Source organism: Mycobacterium sp. NGS11, assembly GCF_059813315.1.
In genome coordinates this window covers 59743-81357 of the sequence record NZ_JCALEJ010000021.1, presented here as the reverse complement: position 1 = coordinate 81357, position 21615 = coordinate 59743, and the positions used below count along the sequence as shown (strand labels likewise).

21 protein-coding genes are annotated in these 21615 nt (G+C 67.4%); 16 read left to right on the top strand and 5 right to left on the bottom strand.

The window, feature by feature from the left end; all coding sequences use genetic code 11:
* Positions 1–2: 2 nt before the first annotated feature.
* Genes AC5Y4T_RS20135 through fadD1 form a run of 4 tightly spaced genes read left to right on the top strand, consistent with a single transcriptional unit; the run spans position 3 to position 4601 of the window.
* Positions 3–404: a Zn-ribbon domain-containing OB-fold protein gene (locus AC5Y4T_RS20135; RefSeq protein ID WP_499955053.1), complete on the top strand. Its 402-nt coding sequence runs from the start codon at positions 3–5 to the stop codon at positions 402–404.
* Positions 401–1393 carry an alpha/beta hydrolase gene (locus tag AC5Y4T_RS20130; RefSeq protein WP_499955051.1) on the top strand — a complete coding sequence of 331 codons (993 nt, stop codon included), beginning with the start codon at positions 401–403 and terminating at the stop codon, positions 1391–1393. Before AC5Y4T_RS20135 ends, AC5Y4T_RS20130 begins: the two co-directional genes overlap by 4 nt.
* Complete coding sequence (locus AC5Y4T_RS20125; protein ID WP_499955049.1) at positions 1390–2985, top strand: flavin-containing monooxygenase; 1596 nt, start codon at positions 1390–1392, stop codon at positions 2983–2985. The genes AC5Y4T_RS20130 and AC5Y4T_RS20125 overlap by 4 nt, the downstream gene beginning before the upstream one ends.
* Positions 2982–4601, top strand: coding sequence for a fatty-acid--CoA ligase FadD1 (gene fadD1, locus AC5Y4T_RS20120; protein WP_499955047.1), 1620 nt, complete (start codon positions 2982–2984; stop codon positions 4599–4601). Before AC5Y4T_RS20125 ends, fadD1 begins: the two co-directional genes overlap by 4 nt.
* Before the next feature lie 13 nt (positions 4602–4614).
* Here fadD1 and AC5Y4T_RS20115 read toward each other — a convergent pair whose 3' ends face one another.
* Positions 4615–5487 carry a DMT family transporter gene (locus tag AC5Y4T_RS20115; RefSeq protein ID WP_499955074.1) on the bottom strand — a complete coding sequence of 291 codons (873 nt, stop codon included), beginning with the start codon at positions 5485–5487 and terminating at the stop codon, positions 4615–4617.
* Positions 5488–5727: 240 nt separating this feature from the next.
* Here AC5Y4T_RS20115 and AC5Y4T_RS20110 point away from each other — a divergent pair, with 240 nt between their 5' ends.
* From AC5Y4T_RS20110 to AC5Y4T_RS20070, 9 genes are all read left to right on the top strand, one after another.
* Positions 5728–6825: a ferredoxin reductase gene (locus tag AC5Y4T_RS20110; RefSeq protein ID WP_499921038.1), complete on the top strand. Its 1098-nt coding sequence runs from the start codon at positions 5728–5730 to the stop codon at positions 6823–6825.
* 13 nt (positions 6826–6838) lie between these two features.
* Positions 6839–8248 (top strand): fatty acid desaturase family protein, encoded by a 1410-nt coding sequence (locus AC5Y4T_RS20105; RefSeq protein WP_499955072.1) that lies wholly within the window; start codon positions 6839–6841, stop codon positions 8246–8248.
* A 60-nt stretch (positions 8249–8308) separates the two neighbouring features.
* Entirely contained in the window at positions 8309–9625 is a 1317-nt protein-coding gene (locus AC5Y4T_RS20100; protein WP_499955045.1) for a molybdopterin-dependent oxidoreductase, read from the top strand.
* Positions 9618–10157, top strand: a complete 540-nt coding sequence (locus tag AC5Y4T_RS20095; RefSeq protein WP_499955043.1) for a hypothetical protein — start codon at positions 9618–9620, stop codon at positions 10155–10157. Before AC5Y4T_RS20100 ends, AC5Y4T_RS20095 begins: the two co-directional genes overlap by 8 nt.
* A 37-nt stretch (positions 10158–10194) precedes the next feature.
* Entirely contained in the window at positions 10195–10476 is a 282-nt protein-coding gene (locus tag AC5Y4T_RS20090) for a hypothetical protein (RefSeq protein WP_499921043.1), read from the top strand.
* A 36-nt stretch (positions 10477–10512) separates the two neighbouring features.
* Positions 10513–12135: a class I adenylate-forming enzyme family protein gene (locus AC5Y4T_RS20085; RefSeq protein ID WP_499955041.1), complete on the top strand. Its 1623-nt coding sequence runs from the start codon at positions 10513–10515 to the stop codon at positions 12133–12135.
* Positions 12122–12895: a class II aldolase/adducin family protein gene (locus AC5Y4T_RS20080; RefSeq protein ID WP_499955039.1), complete on the top strand. Its 774-nt coding sequence runs from the start codon at positions 12122–12124 to the stop codon at positions 12893–12895. Before AC5Y4T_RS20085 ends, AC5Y4T_RS20080 begins: the two co-directional genes overlap by 14 nt.
* Positions 12896–13008: 113 nt before the next feature.
* Positions 13009–14277, top strand: a complete 1269-nt coding sequence (locus tag AC5Y4T_RS20075) for an amidohydrolase family protein (protein WP_499955037.1) — start codon at positions 13009–13011, stop codon at positions 14275–14277.
* 7 nt (positions 14278–14284) lie between these two features.
* A complete protein-coding gene (locus AC5Y4T_RS20070) occupies positions 14285–15106 on the top strand; it encodes a class I SAM-dependent methyltransferase (RefSeq protein WP_499955035.1) in 822 nt (273 codons plus the stop codon).
* An 8-nt stretch (positions 15107–15114) separates the two neighbouring features.
* Here the strand turns inward: AC5Y4T_RS20070 and AC5Y4T_RS20065 are convergent, their stop codons facing one another.
* The gene (locus AC5Y4T_RS20065; RefSeq protein WP_499955070.1) at positions 15115–16134 is read right to left on the bottom strand and encodes a nitronate monooxygenase; all 1020 of its coding nucleotides are present in this window, start codon (positions 16132–16134) and stop codon (positions 15115–15117) included.
* 107 nt (positions 16135–16241) lie between these two features.
* Here AC5Y4T_RS20065 and AC5Y4T_RS20060 point away from each other — a divergent pair, with 107 nt between their 5' ends.
* Positions 16242–17843: an arylsulfatase gene (locus tag AC5Y4T_RS20060; RefSeq protein ID WP_499955033.1), complete on the top strand. Its 1602-nt coding sequence runs from the start codon at positions 16242–16244 to the stop codon at positions 17841–17843.
* Here the strand turns inward: AC5Y4T_RS20060 and AC5Y4T_RS20055 are convergent.
* Both AC5Y4T_RS20055 and AC5Y4T_RS20050 read right to left on the bottom strand, forming a co-directional pair.
* Positions 17834–18499, bottom strand: a complete 666-nt coding sequence (locus tag AC5Y4T_RS20055) for a class I SAM-dependent methyltransferase (RefSeq protein WP_499955031.1) — start codon at positions 18497–18499, stop codon at positions 17834–17836. The genes AC5Y4T_RS20060 and AC5Y4T_RS20055 overlap by 10 nt on opposite strands.
* Positions 18500–18563: 64 nt before the next feature.
* Entirely contained in the window at positions 18564–19238 is a 675-nt protein-coding gene (locus AC5Y4T_RS20050) for a winged helix-turn-helix transcriptional regulator (RefSeq protein ID WP_499955029.1), read from the bottom strand.
* Positions 19239–19355: 117 nt separating this feature from the next.
* Between AC5Y4T_RS20050 and AC5Y4T_RS20045 the strand changes: the two genes are divergently transcribed.
* Positions 19356–19763: a tautomerase family protein gene (locus AC5Y4T_RS20045; protein ID WP_499955027.1), complete on the top strand. Its 408-nt coding sequence runs from the start codon at positions 19356–19358 to the stop codon at positions 19761–19763.
* Positions 19764–20069: 306 nt separating this feature from the next.
* Here the strand turns inward: AC5Y4T_RS20045 and AC5Y4T_RS20040 are convergent, their stop codons facing one another.
* Positions 20070–20678, bottom strand: coding sequence for a SecDF P1 head subdomain-containing protein (locus AC5Y4T_RS20040; RefSeq protein ID WP_499955025.1), 609 nt, complete (start codon positions 20676–20678; stop codon positions 20070–20072).
* A gap of 176 nt (positions 20679–20854) precedes the next feature.
* Between AC5Y4T_RS20040 and AC5Y4T_RS20035 the strand changes: the two genes are divergently transcribed.
* Positions 20855–21535, top strand: coding sequence for a TetR/AcrR family transcriptional regulator (locus AC5Y4T_RS20035; RefSeq protein WP_499955023.1), 681 nt, complete (start codon positions 20855–20857; stop codon positions 21533–21535).
* Positions 21536–21615: the final 80 nt, after the last annotated feature.

Genomic DNA, 21615 nt, shown 5'->3' with positions numbered 1-21615 from the left:
GCATGAGCTATCCCGTCCCGGAGCCCACGCCCGTCTCCCAGCCGTTCTGGGACGGCCTGGCGCAGCACCGGATCCTGGTGCAGTACTCGCCGTCGTCACAGCGCTACGTGTTCTATCCGCGCACGCTGACACCGGGCACACTGGCCGACGACTTGGAATGGCGCGAAATCGACGGTGCCGCAACGCTGTACACGTTCACGATCGCCCACCGGCCCACCGGCCCGCCGTGGGCCGACGCGCTGCCGCAGCTACTCGCGGTGGTGCAGTGGGATGCCGGACCGAAATTCAGCACCGAACTGGTGGACGTCGACCCTGGCGACATCCGGATCGGGATGCGGGTGGAGCCGGTGTTCTACGATCTGCCTGAAGAGGGCATCACCCTCCTGAAGTATCGGCCCGCATGACCTTGGCGACGAGGTCGGAGGTGCACATGGACGACCCGCTCGACGGCGCGGCGCAGGCGATGCTCGACCAGTTGAACGCCGGGTTCCCGCGCGTCGAGAACATGACCGGCCCGCAGGCGCGCGCCGCGGTGGCCGAGCGACGCATGCCGGTCAACAATCTCGACGACGTCCGCAGCGCCACCGACCGCATGGTTTCAGGCCCCGACGGGGCGGTGCCGGTACGCATCTACGAGCCCCACGGTGCGCCGTCGGCGGACCGAGCCGCGATCGTGTTCTACCACGGGGGCGGATTCGTCTTCTGCGACATCGACTCCCACGACGGATTCTGCCGGGCCCTGGCCCGGGGCGCCCAAGCCGTCGTGGTGTCCGTGGACTACCGCCTGGCCCCCGAGCATCCCGCCCCGGCGGCGGCGCTCGACGCGTTCGCGGCGTTCCGCTGGGCGGTCGACCACGCCGCCGATTTGGGCATCGACCCGGCACGCACCATGGTTGCCGGCGATAGCGCCGGCGGCAACCTGGCCGCGGTCACCGCCCTACTCTGCCGCGACCGCGGGGTCACACCACCCGCGGCGCAGCTGCTGATCTACCCGGCGATCGATCCGACGTTCGACACCGACAGTTATCACCGCTACGCCACCGGGTACTTCAATACCCGCGCAGCGATGCAATGGTACTGGCACCAATACCTGGGCACGCGAACGGTTTTCGATCCGCCCTATTTGGTGGCCCCGGCCCGCGCGGACACCCATGCGGGCCTGGCGCCGGCGGTGATCGTGACGGCCGGGTTGGATCCCCTGCACAGCGAGGGCTGCGACTACGCGCACCGGTTGCGCCACGCGGGAGTGCCCGTCGTGCACCGGGACTTTCCCGGGTTGTTCCACGGCTTCATGACGATCCAGGCGTTTGCACCCGCGGCATCGGCCCAGCAGCTGGTCTGGGCCGACCTGCGCGAGCTGCTGCATCCGGCGGATCGGAGCGCGGCGTCGTGACCGAAGTCAGTGACGTCATCGTCATCGGCGCCGGGTTCGCGGGCCTCTACGCCGTGCACCGGGCCGCCTCGGCGGGCCTTTCGGTGACCGCGATCGAGGCCGCGCCCGACGTGGGCGGCACCTGGTACTGGAACCGCTACCCGGGCGCGCGTTGCGACGTCGAAAGTGTCGACTACTCCTACTCTTTCGACGAAGGACTGCAACAGAGCTGGCAGTGGACCGAACGCTTCGCCGCCCAGCCGGAGATCCTGGCCTACCTGCGGCACGTCGCCGACCGCTTCGATCTGCGGCGCCACTATCGGTTCGGCGTCGACGCCGTCGGCGCCACGTTCGAGCGGGGTCGCTGGCATGTCGACACCGCGACCGGTGAGGCGTTCGCCGCGCAATTCCTGCTGTGCGCAACCGGGTGCCTGTCGGCGGTGAACCGGCCCAACATTCCCGGCGCCCAAGACTTCTCGGGTGAGGTGTATTTCACGGCGGACTGGCCCCGCGAAGATCCCGAGCTGCGCGGCAAGCGAGTGGGCCTGATCGGCACCGGATCGTCCGGCATCCAGGTGGCGCCGATCATCGCCGCCAAGGCCGATCACCTGGTGGTATTCCAGCGATCCGCCAATTACACCATCCCGATGCCCAACCGGCCATGGTCGGTCGAGGAACAGCGCCAGATCCAGGAGCAGTACCCCGAGCGCCGCCGGACCTCCGCGTACGCGGCCGCCGGCACACCGCACGGCACCTATCACAAGAATGCCCTCGACACCGACGCTCACGAGCGGTCCGAAGCGCTGTGGAAGCGTTGGCGTGAAGGCGGTGTCCTGTTCGCCAAGACCTTCCCCGACCAGACCAGCGACCTGTCGGCCAACGACGTCGCCAGGGCGTTCGCTGAGGAGCGGATCCGGGAGATCGTCGCCGATCCCGTCGTCGCAACGGATCTCATTCCGGTCGATCACCCGATCGGAACCAAACGGATATGTACCGACGACGGCTACTACGCCACGTTCAACCGCGACAACGTCCGGCTGGTCAACCTGCGCCGCGAGCCCATCGAAGCGATCACCGCGGACGGCGTACGAACCGCCGAAACGACATATCCCTGCGACGTGCTCGTCTTCGCGACCGGGTTCGACGCCATGACCGGGGCGTTGACCCGAATTGACCCGAAAGGTCCAGGAGGACAACGACTCCGCGATACCTGGGCGGACGGCCCGGTGACCTTCCTCGGCCTGATGGTGCCGGGGCTGCCGAACCTGTTCACCATCAGCGGGCCGGGCAGCCCGTCGGTGCTGGCGAACATGGTGCTGCACGCGGAGGTTCAGGTCGACTGGGTCACCCAGCTGGTGCGGACCGCGCGACGGCGGGGGGTGAGCGAGGTCGAGCCACGCCACGATGCGGCGCTCGCCTGGACCCAGCATGTGGCCCAGGCGGCCGAGCGCACGCTGTTCCCCAGGGCGGCATCCTCCTGGTACCTGGGCGCCAACATCGAGGGCAAGAAGCGGGTCTTCATGCCCTACATAGGCGGCTTCGGCACCTACCGGCGCCACTGCGACGAGGTGGCCCGCAACGACTACGCGGGGCTGGTGTTCACGACAAGATGATTCAGACGGTTCAACAGCTGCTGCGGCAACGTCGCCACGCCGACACCCCGGCGCTGATTCACGGCGAGCGGACGTGGACCTGGCGCGAGCATCTCGCAGAGGCAGAGGCGGAGGCCGCGGCGCTCATCTCCCTCGCGGACCCGGGACGACCCGTGCATGTCGGTGCGCTGCTGGGGAACTCGCCGGCGATGTTGCGGGCCATGGCGGCGGCCGCGCTGGGCGGCTACGTGTTGTGCGGGATCAACACCACGAGGCGCGGCGCCGGATTGTCGTCCGATATCCGGCGCTCCGACTGCCAGATGCTGCTCGTCGACCCCGAGCATGCCGAGCTGCTGGATGGGTTGGACCTCAACGGCATTCAGGTGCTCGATGTGACCGGCCGTCGCTACGCCGCAGCCGTCGCCGCGGCGCCACCGCTGGTCCCGGTCCGGGAGGTGGAATCCGCCGACACCCTGATGATGATCTTCACCTCGGGCACCAGCGGTGACCCGAAGGTGGTCCGGTTCGCCCATGGCATGGCGATCATGTGCGGTGCCAGCCTCATTTATCAATACGAAGTCACCGCCGATGACGTCTGCTACCTGTCGATGCCGCTCTTCCATTCCAATGGCGTCGCCGCCGGGTGGGCGGTCGCCATCGGCTGCGGGGCCACCATGGTGCCGGCGCGGTTTTCGCCGTCCCGTTTCCTCGACGACGTCCGGCGATACCGGGTCACATACCTCAACTACGTCGGCAAGCCGCTGGCATTGATCCTGTCCACGCCCGAACGCCCCGACGACGCCGACAACACGTTGCGGGTGGCGTTCGGCAACGAGGCCACCGATCGCGATATCGCAGAGTTCGCAAGGCGTTTCGGGTGCCGGGTCGTGGACAGCTTCGGTTCCAGCGAATTCGCGGTCATCGTGGTGCGCGAAGACGGCACCCCGGCCGGCTCGATCGGCAAGCCCTATCCGGGGGTGAGCATCTACGACTCGACCACGCTGCGGGAGTGCGAGGTCGCACGGTTCGACGAGCATGGGGCGTTGACCAACTTCGGCGAGGCCGTCGGTGAGCTGGTGAACACCCAGGGTGCGGGGCCGTTCGCCGGCTACTACAACGACCCGGGCGCCACGGCCGAGCGGATGCGGCACGGGATGTACTGGTCGGGTGACCTGGCCTACCGCGACGCGGACGGCTGGATCTATCTCGCCGGACGGACCGCCGACTGGATGCGGGTGGACGGGGAGAACCTGGCGGCCGGCCCGATCGAGCGAATTCTGGCGCGGCTGCCCGCAATCAGCCAGGTCGCCGTGTACGCGGTTCCCGACGACCGGGTGGGCGACCAGGTGATGGCCGCCCTGGTGCTGCGGCCCGGGGCGAGCCTGAGCCCGGACGATTTCGAGAGATTCCTTGCCGCCCAGGCCGACCTGTCGCCGAAGGCGTGGCCGCGCTATGTGCGCATCAACGATCAGCTGCCGGCGACCGCGACGAACAAGATCCTCAAGCGCACGCTGATCGCCGCGGGTGTCACCGCACAGGATGGGCAGTTGTGGACGCGCCCCGCACGCGGCACCGGTTATGCGCCGGTGGGCGAAAACGCCGCCGGCCGTGCGGCATCCGGCGTCTCGGGGGCATGACCCGGCCGCGGCCTCAGCCCGCTTCCTCGACGGGGTCCGGCTGGGGTGCCTCCCCGAAGCGCGCCAGCACCAGGGTTCCGCACACGGCGACGGCGAACCCGGCGATCACCAGCCAGCCGAGCCCCTCGCGCGCGGTGTCGCCCAGCCACACCACCCCGACGAACGCGGGTGCGAGCGTTTCGCCCACCACCATTCCGGCGACGGCCGTGGTGACCGATCCGCGATGCAACGCGGAGGTGAGCAGTAGGAAGCCCGCGGCGCCGCCCGCGGCGGCCGCGTACAGGGCGGGGTTGGTGTAGAAGGAGCGTTTGGTCGGATCGATCGCCTCGATCAGGCGCACCGCCACCTCGACGACCCCGAATCCGGTTCCGGAGCCCAGCCCCAGTGCGAGTGCACGGGCGCGGTCGGGCAAGCGGCCGGCGGCCGCACCGACGACGAAGATCGCGGCAACCACGCCCAGCAGCGCCCAGCCGAGCCCGGCCGGGGCCCGCCGAAAGTGGCCCGGCCCGGCGGCCAGGGCGAGCACGATCAGGCTGACGCAGACGACGCCGACGGCCGTCCACTCGGCCGACGACAGGCGCGCCGACAACACCCAGGCGGCGACGACGCCGGTGACGGCGATCGAGGCGGCCAGCGCCGCCGCGACCACATAGATCGGGACCAGGCGCAGGGCGGCGACCTGCAGCGCAAACCCGACGACGTCGAGGCCTACCCCGACCAGATAGCGCCACTGCCGGACGGCCCGCAACAGCAACACCGCGTCGACACCCGATCCGCTGCCCGCCTCCACCGATCGCGTCCCGGCGGCTTGCAGCACGGTCGCCGTCCCGTAACACAGCGCGCAGCCCAGCGCGAGGAGGAAGCCCATCAGCATATTCACCGACACTAGGCGCGGCGGCGGCCGGCCGTTGCAGCGCATGAACCTTGAATAGCGTGAACAAACGTTTGGGCGCCCCGTGTCCTGGGCACCTCACAGGTATCCATCGCCACGGCCGAAACCAGCCACGCAATAGCTAGTAAACGGCTGAAATTCGCTGTACGCGCGTTGCGCATATGTCTAACCCTGTGCGACAACGATATTCGAATTAATGTTTAGGGTCGGTGTACAACTGTGTACTCTGGCGCTATGGCTGAACGTGGCGCCGAGCCTCGCGTCCCCCGCGGACGCCGGTTGTTCCTGCGAGCGGTGCGGCGTCTGTTCAGCCCGCTGCAGCCGGACGACTACCTCGAGATGATCAACCCGCTGTGGACCACCAAGGAATTGCGCGGGAAGGTCGAAGGCATCGAGGCGCAGGGCTCGGAAGCGGCCAGCGTTCTGATTCGCCCGGGGTACGAGTGGCCCGGCCACAAGCCCGGTCAGTACGTACGCCTCGGCGTGGTGATCGACGGTGTGTACCACTGGCGCGCGTACTCCCTTACCTCGGACCCCAGGCCGGAAGACGGCCTGATCAGCGTCACCCCGAAGAGGGTCGACGGCGGTGTCGTATCGCCGTATCTCGTACACAAGATTCAGCCGGGCGATCTGGTGCGGCTGGGCGAGATCGAAGGCGTTTTCACGCTGCCCGAGCCGGTGCCGGCCAAGATGCTCTTCATCAGCGCCGGAAGCGGCATCACGCCGATCATCAGCATGCTGCGCGACCTCGACCATCGCGACGAATTGCGGGACGCGGTCGTCATTCATTCCGCGCGGACCCGCGAGCAGGCCATGTTCCTGCCCGCCTTGGAAGAGCTCGAGGAACGCCACCAGGGAATGCGGCTGGATCTGAGGCTCACCTCCGAGCAGGGCCGGCTGACACCCGAGGACCTCGATGACGTGTGCCCGGACTGGCGCGAGCGAGAGGCGTTCTGTTCTGGACCCGGTGAGATGCTCGACGCTCTGATCGAGCACTGGGAAGCGAACGGGGATTGCGAACGCCTGCACTTCGAGCGGTTCCAGCCCAAGATCGGCGGCGACGCCAACGCCGGCGAGGGCGGCACCGTCTGCTTCCTCGACAGCGACAAGGAAGTCGAATGTGACGGCGGCACTTCGATTCTCGAGGCCGGCGAAAAGGCCGGTCTCAATCTCGCGTTCGGCTGTCGAATTGGAATTTGTCATACCTGTGTCGGCACGCTGAAATCGGGCAAACTGCGTGACCTGCGCTCGGGCGATGTGATCGAACCGACGGAGCAAGACGTGCGGATCTGCATCAACACCGCCGAAGGCGACGTCGAACTCGAACTGTGATCGGAAGGAGCGGCTGGTGACGACTGCCGTGAAAAGGGCTGGGGATTCACCGCTTTCCCGCTTGGGGGAACAAGAGCTGGAGAAGCTCGCGAAGGAATTCGACGCGATCCACGACGAGGTGTTCGCCGACCTCGGCGACCGCGACCGCCGGTACATCAAGAACGTCATCTCGGCGCAGCGACAGATCGTCGTGGTAGGCCGGGTGCTGTTGCTGGCGTCGCGCTCGAAAACCGCGTGGCTGCTGGGCACCGCGTGCCTGTCCATGGCCAAGATCTTGGAAAACATGGAAATCGGTCACAACGTGATGCACGGCCAATGGGACTGGATGAACGATCCAGACATCCACTCTTCGGTGTGGGACTGGGACACGGCGTCGACCGCCGAATCGTGGAAGCACTCCCACAACTACATCCATCACACCTTCACGAACATCCTCGGCAAGGACAAGGATCTCGGCTACGAGATCATGCGGATCGATCCCAACCAGAAATGGGCCCCGCGCTTCCTGTTCCAGCCGATCTACAACCTGCTGCTCACCCTGTTGTTCGAATGGGGCGTGGCTGTGCACGACATGGACATCGACGCCATCCGTAAGCGCGAGAAGCCCTGGTCGGAAGTGCGTAAGGACCTCAAGGGCATCGGGGTGAAGGCTCGCGCGCAGATCGTCAAGGACTACCTCGGGTGGCCATTGATCAGCGCGGGCGCGTTCGCGCTCACCCAGTTGGCGTCGCGGGGCCGGCTCGAACAGCCGGCGGAGTCGCGCGTCGCCAGGAGGCTGCGCAGGGTGTCGAAGGGCGGCCGCGTCGGCGCCGCCGCGAACTTCCTCGACAAGGTCGCGCCCGGCGTCGAAAGTACCTACCTGCGTACGCTGGCCGCCGACGCGCTGGCCAACGTCATCCGCAACGTGTGGGCGCACGCGATCATCTTCTGTGGCCACTTCCCGGACCAGACCTACACGTTCACGCAGGAAGAGACCGAGAACGAGACGCGCGGCGGTTGGTACGTACGGCAATTGCTCGGCGCCGCCAACATCGACGGCAGCCCGCTGTTCCACATCATCAGCGGCAATCTCGGCTACCAGGTCGAGCACCACCTCTACCCGGACATGCCGAGCAGTCGATACTCTGAGATCGCCCCGCAGGTCAAAGACATTTGCGAGCGCTACGAGCTGCCTTACAACTCCGGCCCGTTCGGTAAGCAGTGGGGGACGGTGCACCGCAGCATCTTCCGCCTGGCCTTCCCGGGGGGAAAGCCCCGACCGAAGCCCGGCCCCTACCACGGCAACGTCCATCGGCCTGATCCTGAGCGGCAGAGCGAGGGCACCCGATTCCGTGACCGTGTGCCCGCCGAGCACCCGTCCGCGGGTCCCGAACACGACTCAACCGGCGTCGAGGTGGAGCCGCCGCCGCGGGGCAAGGACTGACGCTCGGCGCAGATTATCGAATCTGAACTCTTTTCGGCGCGCCGTCGTGGAAGATCAGCGATGGTGCACCGTGTCCGCAGATCCGAGGTTGAAGACACCGAGCCGGCGAGTGATTCCGACGGTCACGGGTTTCCCGCCCGGGTGTGGCGCAGCCCGCTGCGGGGACCATGGCTGACGTCGGTATTCGGCTCGGTGCTGTTGGTGACGCTGCCGATCGTCATTGTGACCGGCCTGCTGTCCTACATCGCCTACGGTCCGCGCCTCGGCCAGGCCATCCCCGCCGACGTCGGCTGGCTCAAACTGCCGGCCTTCGACTGGCCCACCAGGCCATCGTGGCTGTACCGGCTGACCCAGGGGCTTCATGTCGGGCTTGGACTCATCGTCATCCCGGTGGTGTTGGCCAAGCTCTGGTCGGTGATCCCCCGGCTCTTCGTGTTCCCGCCGGTACGCTCGATTGCCCAACTGCTGGAACGGGTTTCGCTGCTGATGCTGGTCGGCGGGATTTTATTCGAGATCGTGACAGGCGTGCTCAACATCCAGTACGACTACATCTTCGGGTTCAGCTTCTACACCGCGCACTACTTCGGCGCGTGGGTGTTCATCACCGGCTTCGTCATGCACGTCGCGATCAAGAGCAGGCGCATGTGGAGCGGCCTGCGCTCGCTGTCGATGCGGGACGTGCTGCGCACCGGGCGCGCCGATACCGAAGCCGAGCCGTGGCGGCGTGACGGTCTTGTGGCCGCCGAACCCGGTCCGGCCACGATGAGCCGCCGCGGTGCCCTGGCGCTGGTGGGCGGCGGCGCCCTTTTCCTAACGATCCTCACCGCAGGTCAGACACTGGGCGGCTACGCGCGACCCGCCGCCCTGCTGCTGCCGCGCGGGCGCCAACCCGGCGGCGGACCCGAGGACTTCCAGGTCAACCGGACCGCGGTTGCCGCCGGCATTGCCGCGCGGGACACTCTGGACCGCTGGCGGCTCACCCTGAACGGCGGCCCCCACCCGGTGACGCTGGACCGCGCGGCCCTGCTGGCGATGCCGCAGCACACGGCCGTCCTGCCGATCGCCTGCGTCGAAGGCTGGTCGACCACCCAAACGTGGACTGGCGTGCGACTGGCCGACCTCGCCCGGCTGGCCGGCGTGCCGGTACCGGCATCCGCGCGGGTGTCGTCGCTGGAACGCTCCGGCGCCTTCGCCGGCGCGACGCTGCAACGCAACCAGGTGCTGCACCCGGACGCGCTGCTGGCCCTGCGCGTGAACGGCAACGATCTGTCCCCGGACCACGGCTTCCCCGCGCGGATCATCGTGCCCGCCCTCCCCGGCGTGCACAACACCAAATGGGTTGCCGCGATCGCCTTTCGGACGGCCGCCGATGCGTAGCGCCTTCGCGCGGCTCTACGGCTCCCGCCCCTTGCACCTGCTGACGATGATCGCCGGATTCGCACTGCTGGGCTACGTCATCGCCGTCGCCAGACCGGTCACGTTGTGGAACCCACACGTCTGGTGGCAGTCGATCATCGTGTGGTTCGCCGCGGCCATCATCGCCCACGACCTCGTGTTGTTTCCGGTTTACGCCTTTGTTGACCGGCTGCTGTCACGCGGCCGCGCGCGGCCCGGTCCGGCGCGCGCCGGTGTGCCGGTGCTCAATCACCTCCGGGTGCCCGCGCTGGGCGCGGGGCTCACGTTTCTGGTGTTCCTGCCGGGCATCGTCAGGCAGGGTGCCGGCACCTACCGGGCCGCAACCGGTCAGACCCAGGACCCGTTCCTCGGTCGGTGGCTGCTGCTGACGGCCGCGATGTTCGCGGTGAGCGCCGGAATGTATGCCCTACGGCTGGCAATGGCGCGCCGACGGGCGCGGTCGCACCGGCCCACTTCCCGCGATGACGGGGCGACGGCAAACCCCCGCGCGTGACCTGCGTATTCGCCAACGGCAACTAGTGTTGTTTCGCATGGGGACCACGAACGCCGTGACACGCGCCGCGCTGGGCGGGTGCGTCGCCGCGCTTGTCCTGGCGGCCGGTCTTACGACCGGTGCCGCGCCGGCGGCGATCGCCGATTCATCGGTCCCGCCACCGGCTCCGGGTGGTGCCGTGCCCGTGCAACCGGTCGGGGGAGGCGGCTGCATCATCGGCCTGAACTGCGGGTGCACTCGTGATTGCCATAAGCCGCACCCACGCCCCCCGAGCGTCGACAACGATCAGCACGCCGCGCCCGCCCCGCAGAATCCCTAGCGCAGAAACCGCCGGGGGTTTTCCTATCATTTGGTGATGAGCGCCGGTGGGCTGGAAACCGCGGGCTCGCCGGCTTTCACCGACGAGGACTCGGCCCGGTTTCGCGCCGCCGGCTGGTGGTGCGATTCGACGCTCTCCGACGCGGCCCGCCGCAATGCCCAACGGACACCGCATCGTCCCGCCTATCTCGATGACGGCGGATCGGCTTTCACCTGGCGTGAATTCGATAGCGCGGCAATGCGATTAGCCGAAGCGCTGGCCGGGTTCGGCATCATGCCCGGCGACCGGGTCGCGGTATGGCACGGCGACTCCGCCGCCATTCACGTGCTGTTCGTGGCGATCGAACGCTGCGCGGCGGTGGTTGTCGGCATCGGAGCGCGCGCCGGCATCCGCGAGGCGTCGGCGATTTTGCGCAGCGCCCGACCGAAAATCGTGATCAGCGATCCGGAACACGCCGCGGCCGCCGCGGAAGTGGCCGACGAACTGCGGGTGCCCGGCATGGTGCTGAGCCGCGACGGCGGGACGCTTCGCTTCGATGTCGACACCGATCCCAAAGCCTTGCCGCCCGGCTGCGAACTCGGCCCCGATGACATGTTCCTGATCAACTCCACGTCCGGGACCACTGGGCTGCCCAAGTGCGTCGTGCACACCCAGAACCGTTGGCACTACTTCCACCAGAAGGCCGTCGTCAACGGGCGGCTGACCAGCGACGAGGTGTTCCTGCCGGTCATTCCCACCCCCTTCGGGTTCGGGCTGTGGACCAGCCACACCACCCCGATCTACCTTGGAGCCACCGCGGTGATCCTGGGCCGGTTCACCACCAAAGCCACCTGCGAGGCGATAGTCCGGCACAAGGTCACCGTATTATGTTGCGTCAGCACACAATTGACCATGCTGATGGCGGATCCGGCCAGCCGCGGCTACGACCTCAGTTCGCTGCGACTGGTCTACACCGGCGGGGAGGCGCTGCCGTATCGGCCCGCGGCCGAATTCGAGGACCTCACCGGCGCCAAAATCCTGCAGTTCTACGGCTCCAACGAGACCGGGCTGCTCAGCGCGACCACGGTCGACGACTCGCGCGAGCGGCGGCTGCACACCGGTGGCCGCGTCGTTGCCGAAATGAACGTCCGGCTGTTCGACGGAGACCGCGACGTGACTGCGACCGGGCGCGGCCAGCCCGCGTGCCGGGGCCCGGCGACCAGCCTCGGTTACCTCGGCGGCACCGACCACGACAAGCTGTTCACCCGCGACGGGTGGATGCGCATGGGCGACATTTGTGAAATCGACGCCGACGGCTATCTGCGCGTCACCGGGCGCACGTCCGATTTCATCGTGCGCGGCGGCAAGAACATCAGCGCGAGCCAGGTCGAGGACGCCGTCATGACGCATCCGGGCATTGCGATAGCGTCCGCGGTCGCGATGCCCGACCCGGTGTTCGGCGAAAAGGTCTGCCTCTACGCCGAACTCGCCGACTCTGCCACCCTCGACCTGCCCGGCCTCGTCGAACACCTGCTGGCGCTGGGGGTTTCCAAGGAATTGCTGCCTGAACGGCTGATCGTTCTCGACGAGCTGCCCCGGTCATCCGGCGGAAAGATAGCCAAAGCCCGCCTGCGCGAGGATATTGAAGCCAGAACGGAGGCCGGTCATGAACGCTCCTGATGCACGCCGCGGCGGGTTGGAAGTCTGGGCGCCGTCGGTGGTTCCCCCCATCGGTGTCGACCTGTCCAACCGGCAGGCGCTGGCCGTCGCCTTCCGTCACCTGGCCGGCATCGGGTTCGCCGAGAACATGGCCGGCCATATCACCTGGCAGCTCGACGGGCAGACCGACATGTTCGTCAACCCGTGGGGGCTGTGGTGGCAGGAGATCACCGCCTCCGATATCTGCGTGGTCGACGCCGACGCGCGCGTGGTCAGCGGGCGCTGGGACGTCACCCCGGCCATCCACATCCACACCGAACTGCACCGGGCCCGCGACGACGCCCGCGTGGTGATCCACAACCACCCGTACTACGTCTGCGTGCTGGCAGCGCTGGGCAGGCTGCCCGAGCTGGTGCACCAGACCGGCTCGCTCTTCCTCGACGACCTGTGCCTGGTCGACACCTACGACGGCGAGATCGACAGCCCCGCGCGCGCCGGGGAACTCGCCGCCCGGATCGGGGGCGCCAACCTGACCATCCTGGCCAACCACGGCGTGATCGCGACCGGCCGCAACCTGCCCGAAGCCGTCTACCGGGCGGCCTCCATCGAGCGAGTCTGCAAGCTGGCCTACGACGTCATGCTCACCGGAAGGGATCCGGTGACCATGAATTGGTCGGACATGGCCGGCATGCAACGGTCGCTGATCGAACGGGCCGCCGACGTGTATTGGGCAGGGGCGGCGCGCATGACCATCAAGGCCGACGCCGATGTGCTCACGTGAACCGCGTCGTCGGGTGTGCACCCACGGCGGCGACACGCCGACGATCGTCGCCGCCACCGCACACTGAATGCCGTCCCGTCACACTGAACGCCGCCCCGCAAGGAGGTTGACGAGTGAAATCGATCGACGAGCTGGCCACCGACCTCAGCTTCACCACCGCCAAGACCGGCGGCGAGCGCTCGGTCACCTTCCTGCCCGATCCGCCCCGGGCCCCGCGCCGCTACACGGTGATCTCGGTGGACGACCACATCGTCGAACCCCCGGACACCTTCACCGGCCGCCTGCCCCGCAAGTTCGCGGACCGGGCGCCGAAGGTCGTCGAGACCGACAGCGGGGGACAGACGTGGGTCTATGACGGTAAGGAGCTGCCCAACGTCGGCTTCAACGCGGTGGTCGGCCGGCCGGTCGCGGAATACGGTTTCGAGCCGGTCCGATTCGACGAAATGCGCAGAGGCGCATGGGATATCGATGCCCGAGTCAAGGACATGGACCTCAACGGCATCTACGCCTCGCTGAACTTTCCGTCGTTCCTCCCGGGCTTCGCCGGGCAACGACTGCAGCAGGTGACCAGCGACCGCGACCTTGCGCTGGCCTCGGTGCGGGCGTGGAACGACTGGCACTTCGACGTCTGGGCGGGCTCGTATCCCGACCGGATCATTCCCTGCCAATTGCCGTGGCTGCTCGATCCCGAACTCGGCGCGAAGATGATCCGCGAGAACGCCGAACGCGGCTTTCACGCCGTCACGTTCAGCGAGAACCCGGCGATGCTCGGGCTGCCGAGCATTCACACCGGCCACTGGGATCCGCTGATGGCCGCCTGCGCCGAGACCGGCACCGTGGTGAACCTGCACATCGGATCGTCGGGATCGTCACCGTCCACCACGGCGGATGCGCCGCCGGACGTGCAGGGTGTGCTGTTTTTTGCCTACGCCATCTCCGCCGCGGTCGACTGGTTGTACTCCGGACTGCCCAGCCGGTTCCCCGACCTCAAGATCTGCCTGTCCGAGGGCGGAATCGGTTGGGTGGCGGGGTTGCTCGACCGCCTCGACCACATGCTCAGTTACCACGCGATGTACGGCACCTGGCAGGCGCTCGGTGAACCCCTGACGCCAGCGGAGGTGCTGACGCGCAACTTCTGGTTCTGCGCGGTCGAAGACAAGTCCTCATTCGTGCAGCGCGACCGGATAGGCGTCGACAACATCATGCTGGAAGCCGACTACCCGCATTGCGACTCGACGTGGCCGCACACCCAACAAACCATTCACGAGCAAATCGGCGAGCTACCGGATGATGTCGTCCGGAAATTCAGCTGGGAGAACGCCTCTCGTCTGTATCAGCACCCGGTACCCGCCGAGGTGCAACAAAATCCCGAGGCGTTCTGATGCGGCGATGACCACCACGGACAAAGTCGACTTCAGTTCGGTGCCCTGGGGCTCGGTGGAGTGGACGAACCTCGTGACCCTGTATCTGCGCGCCCACGAAAGCCGCACGGAGAGCCCGATTCTGGGAGACAGGCCGGCAGCGGAAGCGGTGGACCGGATCGCGTATGACTTCAAAAGGATCCATCGGATGTCGTGGCCGGCGGCCAATCAGTACCTGGTCACACTGCGCGCCAGGCAGCTCGATGACTGGTGCGCCGACTTCCTCGCCCGCCATCCGGATGCCGTTGTGCTGCACCTGGGTTGCGGCCTCGACGGGCGCTACTTCAGGCTGGCCGTACCGCCGACGGTGTTATGGTTCGACGTCGACCAGCCAAGCGTGATCGGGCTCCGGCGTCGGCTCTACGACGACACCGAGCGCTACCGGATGATCGGCTCGTCGGTGACCGAACTGCAGTGGCTCGATCAAGCCCCGACCGGCCGTCCGACCCTGATCGTTGCCGAGGGCCTGCTGATGTATCTGCACGAGCAGGAAGTGCGGCGGCTGCTGCAGAGCCTGACCGACCGATTCGCCGGCGGCGAAATGCATTTCGACACACTCTCGGCCCTGGCGCCGCTGATGTCCAAGCTCTTCACCCGAGGAATCATCAAGTGGGGCATCCGCGACGCGCGCGAGATCGCGACCTGGAATCCCCGGTTGCGGTTCATCGAGCAGACACCCGTGCTGGCCGACTACAAGCGAATTCCGTCGGCCGCGGTGCGGTTGATCTACCAGGTCACGTGGATGACGGCCGGCCGCCACTACGACGTGCTCAACCGCTTCGAATTCTGACTAGCCCATCACAGGTCGGAGGCCAGCCGGCACAGAATGTCGGACGCGGGCTCCGCGGTCGCGTGCCGGTACCCGGTGCCCGCCCAGAGGTGGACGTAGTCCGGCTTGCCCGCCGCCGCGGCGGCCTTGCGCAGCGGGCTGGTCAGGTAATGGATGGCGGGATAACCCGCCGGCGCCTCGGCTTCGTGGGCGTCGATGAACGCATTGCGCAGGCCGCGGGCCGGCCGGCCGGTGAAGGCGCGGGTCAGCACCGTCTCCGTGTAGGCGGGATCGACCAGGGCCGCCTGATGAGTGGCCGAGGCGCCGCTTTCGGTGGCGCGCAACAGCACGGTGCCCACCGCGGCCGCGGTCGCACCCGCGCGGACCACCTCGGCCACCGCGGCGGGAGTCGCCAGCCCACCGGTGGCCATCACCGGCAGCGGCACCTTCGCGACGACTTGCCGCACCAACTCGACGATCGGGATTGGCGTCAAGGGCCGCTGCGGCGAGAGGGTGCCGGAATGGCCGCCCGCGGCGGCGGCCTGCACGGCGAGCATGTCGACGCCGGCGTCGTGCGCCTGGACGGCCTCCTCAACCGTGGTAACCGTCTGGACCACAACGCTGTTGGCGCGTCGCAGCGCGGCGATCACGTCCCGCGACGGAATGCCGAACGTGAACGACACCATCGGGACCGGGTCGTCGAGCAACAGCGCGATCTTCTCGTCGAATCTGTCGTTGTCCTCGATGGGCTCGGGCGGCAGCGTCAGCCCGAACTGGTCGGCCTCCGCCTGGACGATCGCGGCGTAAGCGTGGTAACGCTGCGGGTCGACCGGCACCGGATTGGGCGCGAAGACGTTGACCCCGAACGGGATTCCTTCGGCGCGAACGGCTTTGATCTCACCCTCGATGGCCTCGACCGCCTTGTATCCGGCCGCCAGCAAACCCAGCGCCCCCGCGCGATTGGCGGCCGACACCATGGCCGGGGTCGTCGGGCCGCCCGACATCGGAGCCGCCACCAGCGGAACGGACATTCCAAACTGCGCCAACATCTCCCTGCCCTTTCGGTGTGTCACGGCCTCGCCATCCTCGACAATATCGGCGCCGAGGCGGTGCGCCGGCCTCCGCCCCGTTGACGGACCTGGCAGGATGCTTGAGCGTGACGCGCCCCAACTTCCTCGTGATCGTCGCAGACGACCTCGGCTTCTCGGACCTCGGCGCGTTCGGCGGCGAGATCGAGACGCCCCACCTCGATCGGCTGGCCCATGCGGGCGTCCGGTTCACCGACTTCCACTCGGCCCCGGCCTGCTCACCGACCCGGGCGATGTTGCTGACGGGGACCGACCACCACATCGCCGGCATCGGGACGATGCTCGAGGTCGCGTCGCCGGAGTTCCGCGGCGCCCCGGGGTACGAGGGCTATCTGAACGACCGGGTTGTCGCACTGCCGGAACTGCTGCGTGACGCGGGCTATCTGACGCTGATGTCGGGCAAGTGGCACCTGGGCGCCACGATCGAGACTTCGCCGTGGGCGCGAGGTTTCGAGCGCTCATTCGCCCTGCTGCCGGCGGGCGCCAGCCATTACGGCGGCTCGGCGGCGCGCGGATTCTCTCCGGTGCCAACGCTCTACACCGAAGACGACCGATTCGTCACCGTCGGCGACGACTTCTATTCCTCGGACTCCTATACCGACACCCTGTTGCGGTATCTGGAAGAGCGCGCTCCCGACGACGACCGGCCCTTCTTCGCCTATCTGCCCTTCCAGGCCCCGCACTGGCCGCTGCAGGCCCCCGATGAATCCATTGCGAAGTATCGGGGCCGCTACGACGCCGGCCCGGACGCGCTGCGCGAGGAGCGGTTGGCCGCGCTCAAGCGGCTAGGCCTGTGTCCCCCCGATGTCGTGGCACACCCGGTGGTGGCCGACGGCGCACCGGAGTGGGCCGACATGACCGACGAGCAGCGTGCGGTGTCGGCGCGCAGCATGGAGGTCTACGCCGGAATGGTCGACCGGATGGACTACAACGTCGGCCGGGTGATCGACTTCCTCTCGGCCAGCGGCGAACTCGACAACACCGTCGTGATCTTCATGTCCGACAACGGCGCCGAGGGCGCGATTGTGGAGGCGATGCCGCTGCGCGGGCCGCAGATCGCCGCGCAGATCGAAAAGCATTGCGACAACAGCCTGGACAACCTCGGCCGGCCCACGTCGTTCATCTGGTACGGCCCCCGCTGGGCGCAGGCCGCCACCGCGCCGTCGCGCCTGCACAAGGCGTTCACCACCCAGGGCGGAATCCGCGTGACCGGCTTCGTCACCTGGCCCGGCTGCGCCCGGCAGCAACAAATCGGCACCGCATTCAGCACCGTCATGGACGTCGCGCCGACCCTGCTCGAGCTGGCCGGGATCACCCACCCGGGCACGTCCTATCGCGGCCGCGAGGTGTCGCCCATGCGCGGCCGCTCACTGGTGGACTACCTGACCGGCGCCACCGAGACCGTGCACGACGCTGACACCGGCACGGGCTGGGAACTGTTCGGCCGCCGTGCCATCCGGCAGGGCGACTGGAAGGCGCTCTATCTGCCGGCGCCCTACGGCCCGGGCAGCTGGCAACTCTACGATCTGGCTTCCGACCCCGGCGAAGTCGACGATCTGGCCGCCTCACGCCCAGACAAGCTGGCCGAGCTGCTGACCCTGTGGGATCGCTACGTCGAGGAAACCGGCGTGATCCTGGATCCCGTATCCGTGTACGAGGTTCAGCTCTGAGTCCGCTGGGCCTCGAAGAGCTCGACCGAACCACTGTGCCCTGCCCGCAGGACCTCGAGTCCCGCATCGGTAAGCCAGCGCTGCACGTCGCCGACGTGGGGCGTATTCCCGAAAAAGCCCGCGGCCCGCAACGCCGTCACAAACCGATCCTGGCGCCAGCCTCGACCGCGCACGCACGTGCTGCCGCGAAGAATCCCGCCGAGCTTGAGCACGCGGGCAAGCTCGAAAACCGCCGCTCGCGGGTCGGGTAGACAATGCAGGCCGTTGAACGTCAGTGCCAGGTCGAAGGTGTTGTCCTGGAAGGGTAGGTCCGTGACATCGGCCTCGGCGAACTCCATCAGGCCGGCCACCCCCAACCGAGCCGCCTGGCCGCGCGCCCGTTTCAGCATGTCGGACGAAATGTCGGCGGCCACGTAGTGGCAATCCTGCCCTGGGCGCACGCCACGAAAGGCGAAGCCACCACCGCATGGGATGTCAAGCACGTGGGCGCCTGGGGGAGCTTCGGCGACACGCTGAACATGTCCCAGTAGGTCAGGTAATGCCAATCCCCACAACGCTTTTGCGCCCACCGCGGCGACGCTGTCATGCATTGCGGCCGTGTTGTACAACGCCGATGCCACCCGAGCGGCGCGCCAGCGGTCCGTCACCTGGTCCATCCGCTGACCCTAACCGGAAACCCGGGCGTGGCAACCCGCCAGCGTGCCATCGCGGACGCATTCGTTATGCGTTCGCCGTCGACCCAGCAGGCTGCGGCAGCGGAAAGAGGCGTCGAAACCTTTCGACGAGTGCACGGTCGCCGGTGAGGCGTAGCGCTCCGTCGGCGAGGATCTGGTCGAGGTCACGGTCAGTGCGAAGCAGTGAGAGCAGGGCGGCCTCATCGGTTTCCAGTGTCGCGTCCGGGTGACCGCTTTCACCGCGAGCCAGGGTGAGTTCGCCACCGTTGATCTCGAGTCGGAACGGCTGATCGTCCAGGTGTATGTCGATTGTCGCGTCGAGCCCGGCCGCGGCGCGGCGGTCGAAAAGTGCTGTCAGGGAAAGCATCAGGGAGTCGACACCAAGTGTGCCGTCGTAGGGCATGGTGGGTGAGTGGCTGGCCCAGCGGGCCAGTCCGAGCACGATCGGCCCCAACTCGGCCCCCCAGGGCGTCAATTCGTACACCCACGACGCGCTGGGCGGGCCGAGCCGACGGCGACGCACCACTTCGGTGTCGGTGAGCTCGCGCAACCGCTGGGTCAGCATGTCTGGGCCTGCGCCCGGCAAGCCCGCCAGCAGATCGGTGAAGCGTTTGGGGCCCAGCAGTAGTTCACGAACCACCAACAGGGCCCAGCGCTCGCCGACCAGATCCAGCGCGTGGGCCACTGCGCAGCCGGTGTCATATCTCCGCTTCCTAGCCATGGATACCATGCTATCAGCAATAATAGGTTAAACAAATTAGATGCTTGGTTTTTCCAACTATTGCTGCTAGCGTCGGGTTCGTCCCACTTGGGACGGACTACGAAGGAGATGAAAACCATGCCTGTGTTCACCATCGACGCGCCCAAAGGGGCGCCGCAGAACGCCAAGCAGACGATGTTGAAGGAGATCACCGACGCACTCGACGAGGCCTACCATTTCCCCGACACCCGCGGCTGGCTGCGCGAGTACTCGGCCGAAAACGTGTCACAAGACGGCCGCGTGCACGCCGAGCCGGTGCGGCCGGTGGTGTCGCTGGAGGCACCGGAACTGGCCAGCCTGGATGCCAAACGCAAGCTCGTGCAAAAGATCGAGTCGGCCGTCGGCACCGCGTATGCGGGGATCGCCAATATCGAGGAAGTCCTCGTTCTGGTCAACCACTACCCCCTGCGGGATGTCGGCTGGAGGGGCAGTCTGCAATCCGACAAGCCGGAAATCGTTGCCGCCCTTGCCGAGTTGAATCGCTGAGCTTTCCGCCCGCTGACGCGATCGCTGCCTGACTCGGACCACGGTGCCGCCACGGCATCCTGGTCCGAGTCGGTAGCACAAGGTGGGTTCGCGCGCTAAACAGGTTCCGCCAAAACGGGTTTGGATGGCCGCTGATCGCGCTGCGCGCCTGCGTTGCGTCATACCTCAATCCGTGGAGGGCGCTCGGGCGCCCTCGTCACCGCCGCGCAACCCCAAGTCCGCGGCGATAATCCACCAATTCGGTTGGGGACAACCAGGATACGCTGAGCATGCCGATGCCGCGGCGGTCCGGGCGCCCCGACCCGGTCATGCGGTACGGCCCACCAATTGGGCCAATTGCGCCGCGCCCTGGGCTGTTTGGGTGGTCAGCACGATCCGCCCGGACGTAGCCGGTTGTTCGATGATCGGCGCTTCCAAGACCGTGTTGTCCCTAATGAAGGCCACGTGGTCCTGCAGATGCTCGCCCGTGAACGCGGCCCACGCGGCCGCCGACGGCGGATCCAGCACCAGAGTCACTTCGTAATAGTCCGCGGTCAACGCCTTCGGTGGGTCGACGCGGATGAGGCCGAGCTGGGCGATCTCGGGGCCCAACGTGTAGACCGTGGTCCGCCCGATGTCACAGGTGGTGAGGTCGTCGGTCGGCTTAACCGGAGCGTTTGGATCCGTGGCCGGGCACTTCACGGCGGGCGTCGTGGGCTGCGACTTGGTCACCGCCCGGACCGGCAATGGCGCGATCTTCATCACCGGCGGCGGGGGCGGTGGCGGCGGCGCGCTTGTACTGGCCTGCGCGGTGGTGGACGAGGTGGGCGGCGCGGGCTTGTGCGTCTGCTGACAGCCACACAGTGTCGCCGCGAGCAGGCCGATAGACCCAAGCCAGGCGGCGGCACTACCCACGCCGAATCGACGGTGAATCATTCGAATGCACTCTACCCGCGAGATCATTGATTCCACGTTCGGCGGGAATTCCTGCAGGGCAGTTTCTTTGGTGTCCGGTAGCGCGCCGCCTGGGCATCGCGCAATTCGGGGGAGCTTCGGAAGCGACCTCTTTACCGACACTACGAATATAGAGTAACGTCGCCGCCTAGAAGGTTATGGACAAGCGACGTAAGCCCAACCCCGCCGAACGCCGCCGCGATCTGTGCGACGCGGCGATCCAGTTGCTGGCCGATGACGGCGCCAAGGGGTTGAGCCACCTGAAGGTCGATCGCAAGGCCGGCGTGCCGGACGGCACGACGTCGTTCTATTTCCGCACGCGATCGGCGTTGCTGCGCGCGGCGGCCGAACGCTCGGCCGAGCTCGACCTCGCCGAGCTGCAGGCCATCGCGGACAGTTCCGATACCGGCGAGAACTTCGCGCCCTCGCGCTTGTCACAGGTGGTCATCCAGGCCGGCAGCGATCCGCAGTTGTATCGGACCAGGGCCCGATACGAGCTGACCATGCAGGCCACCCGCGACCCAGCACTGGCCGCGATTCTGCAGCAGGCCACCGACGAGTTCACCAAACTGCATCGCGAAATCCTGGTCCAGCTGATGCCGCACGGCGCCGAGCTCGATCCCGCCGTCGTCGAGGATCTGAGCAACGTCACGCTGACGTTCATCAATGGCCTGCTGCAGCGGTTCGCGCACGGCGACCGGATCATCGACAGTCCCGAACAGCTCGACGGAATCCTGTCGGCGATCGCGGCCGGGATTTTGAAGAGTTCGGCCAAGGGGCGGCTCACCCAGACCGGCGGCCTTCGGGTGTTGCGCCGCGGGACGGCCGGGCCAGCGTGAGGGCACCGGCCGGACACGGTGTCTCTGGCTCTTGCCAGACCACCCGCTGTATGGTTCTCTACGAGAATAGAGTAGGCCCA

What these genes read in the sequence shown, in the direction of transcription:
- AC5Y4T_RS20135 (WP_499955053.1), top strand. Translation starts at nt 3, where the DNA reads ATGAGCTATCCCGTCCCGGAGCCCACGCCCGTCTCCCAGCCGTTCTGG.
- AC5Y4T_RS20085 (WP_499955041.1), top strand. Translation starts at nt 10,513, where the DNA reads ATGAGCGCCGGTGGGCTGGAAACCGCGGGCTCGCCGGCTTTCACCGAC.
- AC5Y4T_RS20130 (WP_499955051.1), top strand. Translation starts at nt 401, where the DNA reads ATGACCTTGGCGACGAGGTCGGAGGTGCACATGGACGACCCGCTCGAC.
- AC5Y4T_RS20080 (WP_499955039.1), top strand. Translation starts at nt 12,122, where the DNA reads ATGAACGCTCCTGATGCACGCCGCGGCGGGTTGGAAGTCTGGGCGCCG.
- AC5Y4T_RS20095 (WP_499955043.1), top strand. Translation starts at nt 9,618, where the DNA reads ATGCGTAGCGCCTTCGCGCGGCTCTACGGCTCCCGCCCCTTGCACCTG.
- AC5Y4T_RS20065 (WP_499955070.1), bottom strand. Translation starts at nt 16,134, where the DNA reads ATGTTGGCGCAGTTTGGAATGTCCGTTCCGCTGGTGGCGGCTCCGATG.
- AC5Y4T_RS20090 (WP_499921043.1), top strand. Translation starts at nt 10,195, where the DNA reads ATGGGGACCACGAACGCCGTGACACGCGCCGCGCTGGGCGGGTGCGTC.
- AC5Y4T_RS20045 (WP_499955027.1), top strand. Translation starts at nt 19,356, where the DNA reads ATGCCTGTGTTCACCATCGACGCGCCCAAAGGGGCGCCGCAGAACGCC.
- AC5Y4T_RS20110 (WP_499921038.1), top strand. Translation starts at nt 5,728, where the DNA reads ATGGCTGAACGTGGCGCCGAGCCTCGCGTCCCCCGCGGACGCCGGTTG.
- AC5Y4T_RS20035 (WP_499955023.1), top strand. Translation starts at nt 20,855, where the DNA reads ATGGACAAGCGACGTAAGCCCAACCCCGCCGAACGCCGCCGCGATCTG.
- fadD1 (WP_499955047.1), top strand. Translation starts at nt 2,982, where the DNA reads ATGATTCAGACGGTTCAACAGCTGCTGCGGCAACGTCGCCACGCCGAC.
- AC5Y4T_RS20040 (WP_499955025.1), bottom strand. Translation starts at nt 20,678, where the DNA reads ATGATTCACCGTCGATTCGGCGTGGGTAGTGCCGCCGCCTGGCTTGGG.
- AC5Y4T_RS20100 (WP_499955045.1), top strand. Translation starts at nt 8,309, where the DNA reads ATGGTGCACCGTGTCCGCAGATCCGAGGTTGAAGACACCGAGCCGGCG.
- AC5Y4T_RS20055 (WP_499955031.1), bottom strand. Translation starts at nt 18,499, where the DNA reads ATGGACCAGGTGACGGACCGCTGGCGCGCCGCTCGGGTGGCATCGGCG.
- AC5Y4T_RS20070 (WP_499955035.1), top strand. Translation starts at nt 14,285, where the DNA reads ATGACCACCACGGACAAAGTCGACTTCAGTTCGGTGCCCTGGGGCTCG.
- AC5Y4T_RS20050 (WP_499955029.1), bottom strand. Translation starts at nt 19,238, where the DNA reads ATGGCTAGGAAGCGGAGATATGACACCGGCTGCGCAGTGGCCCACGCG.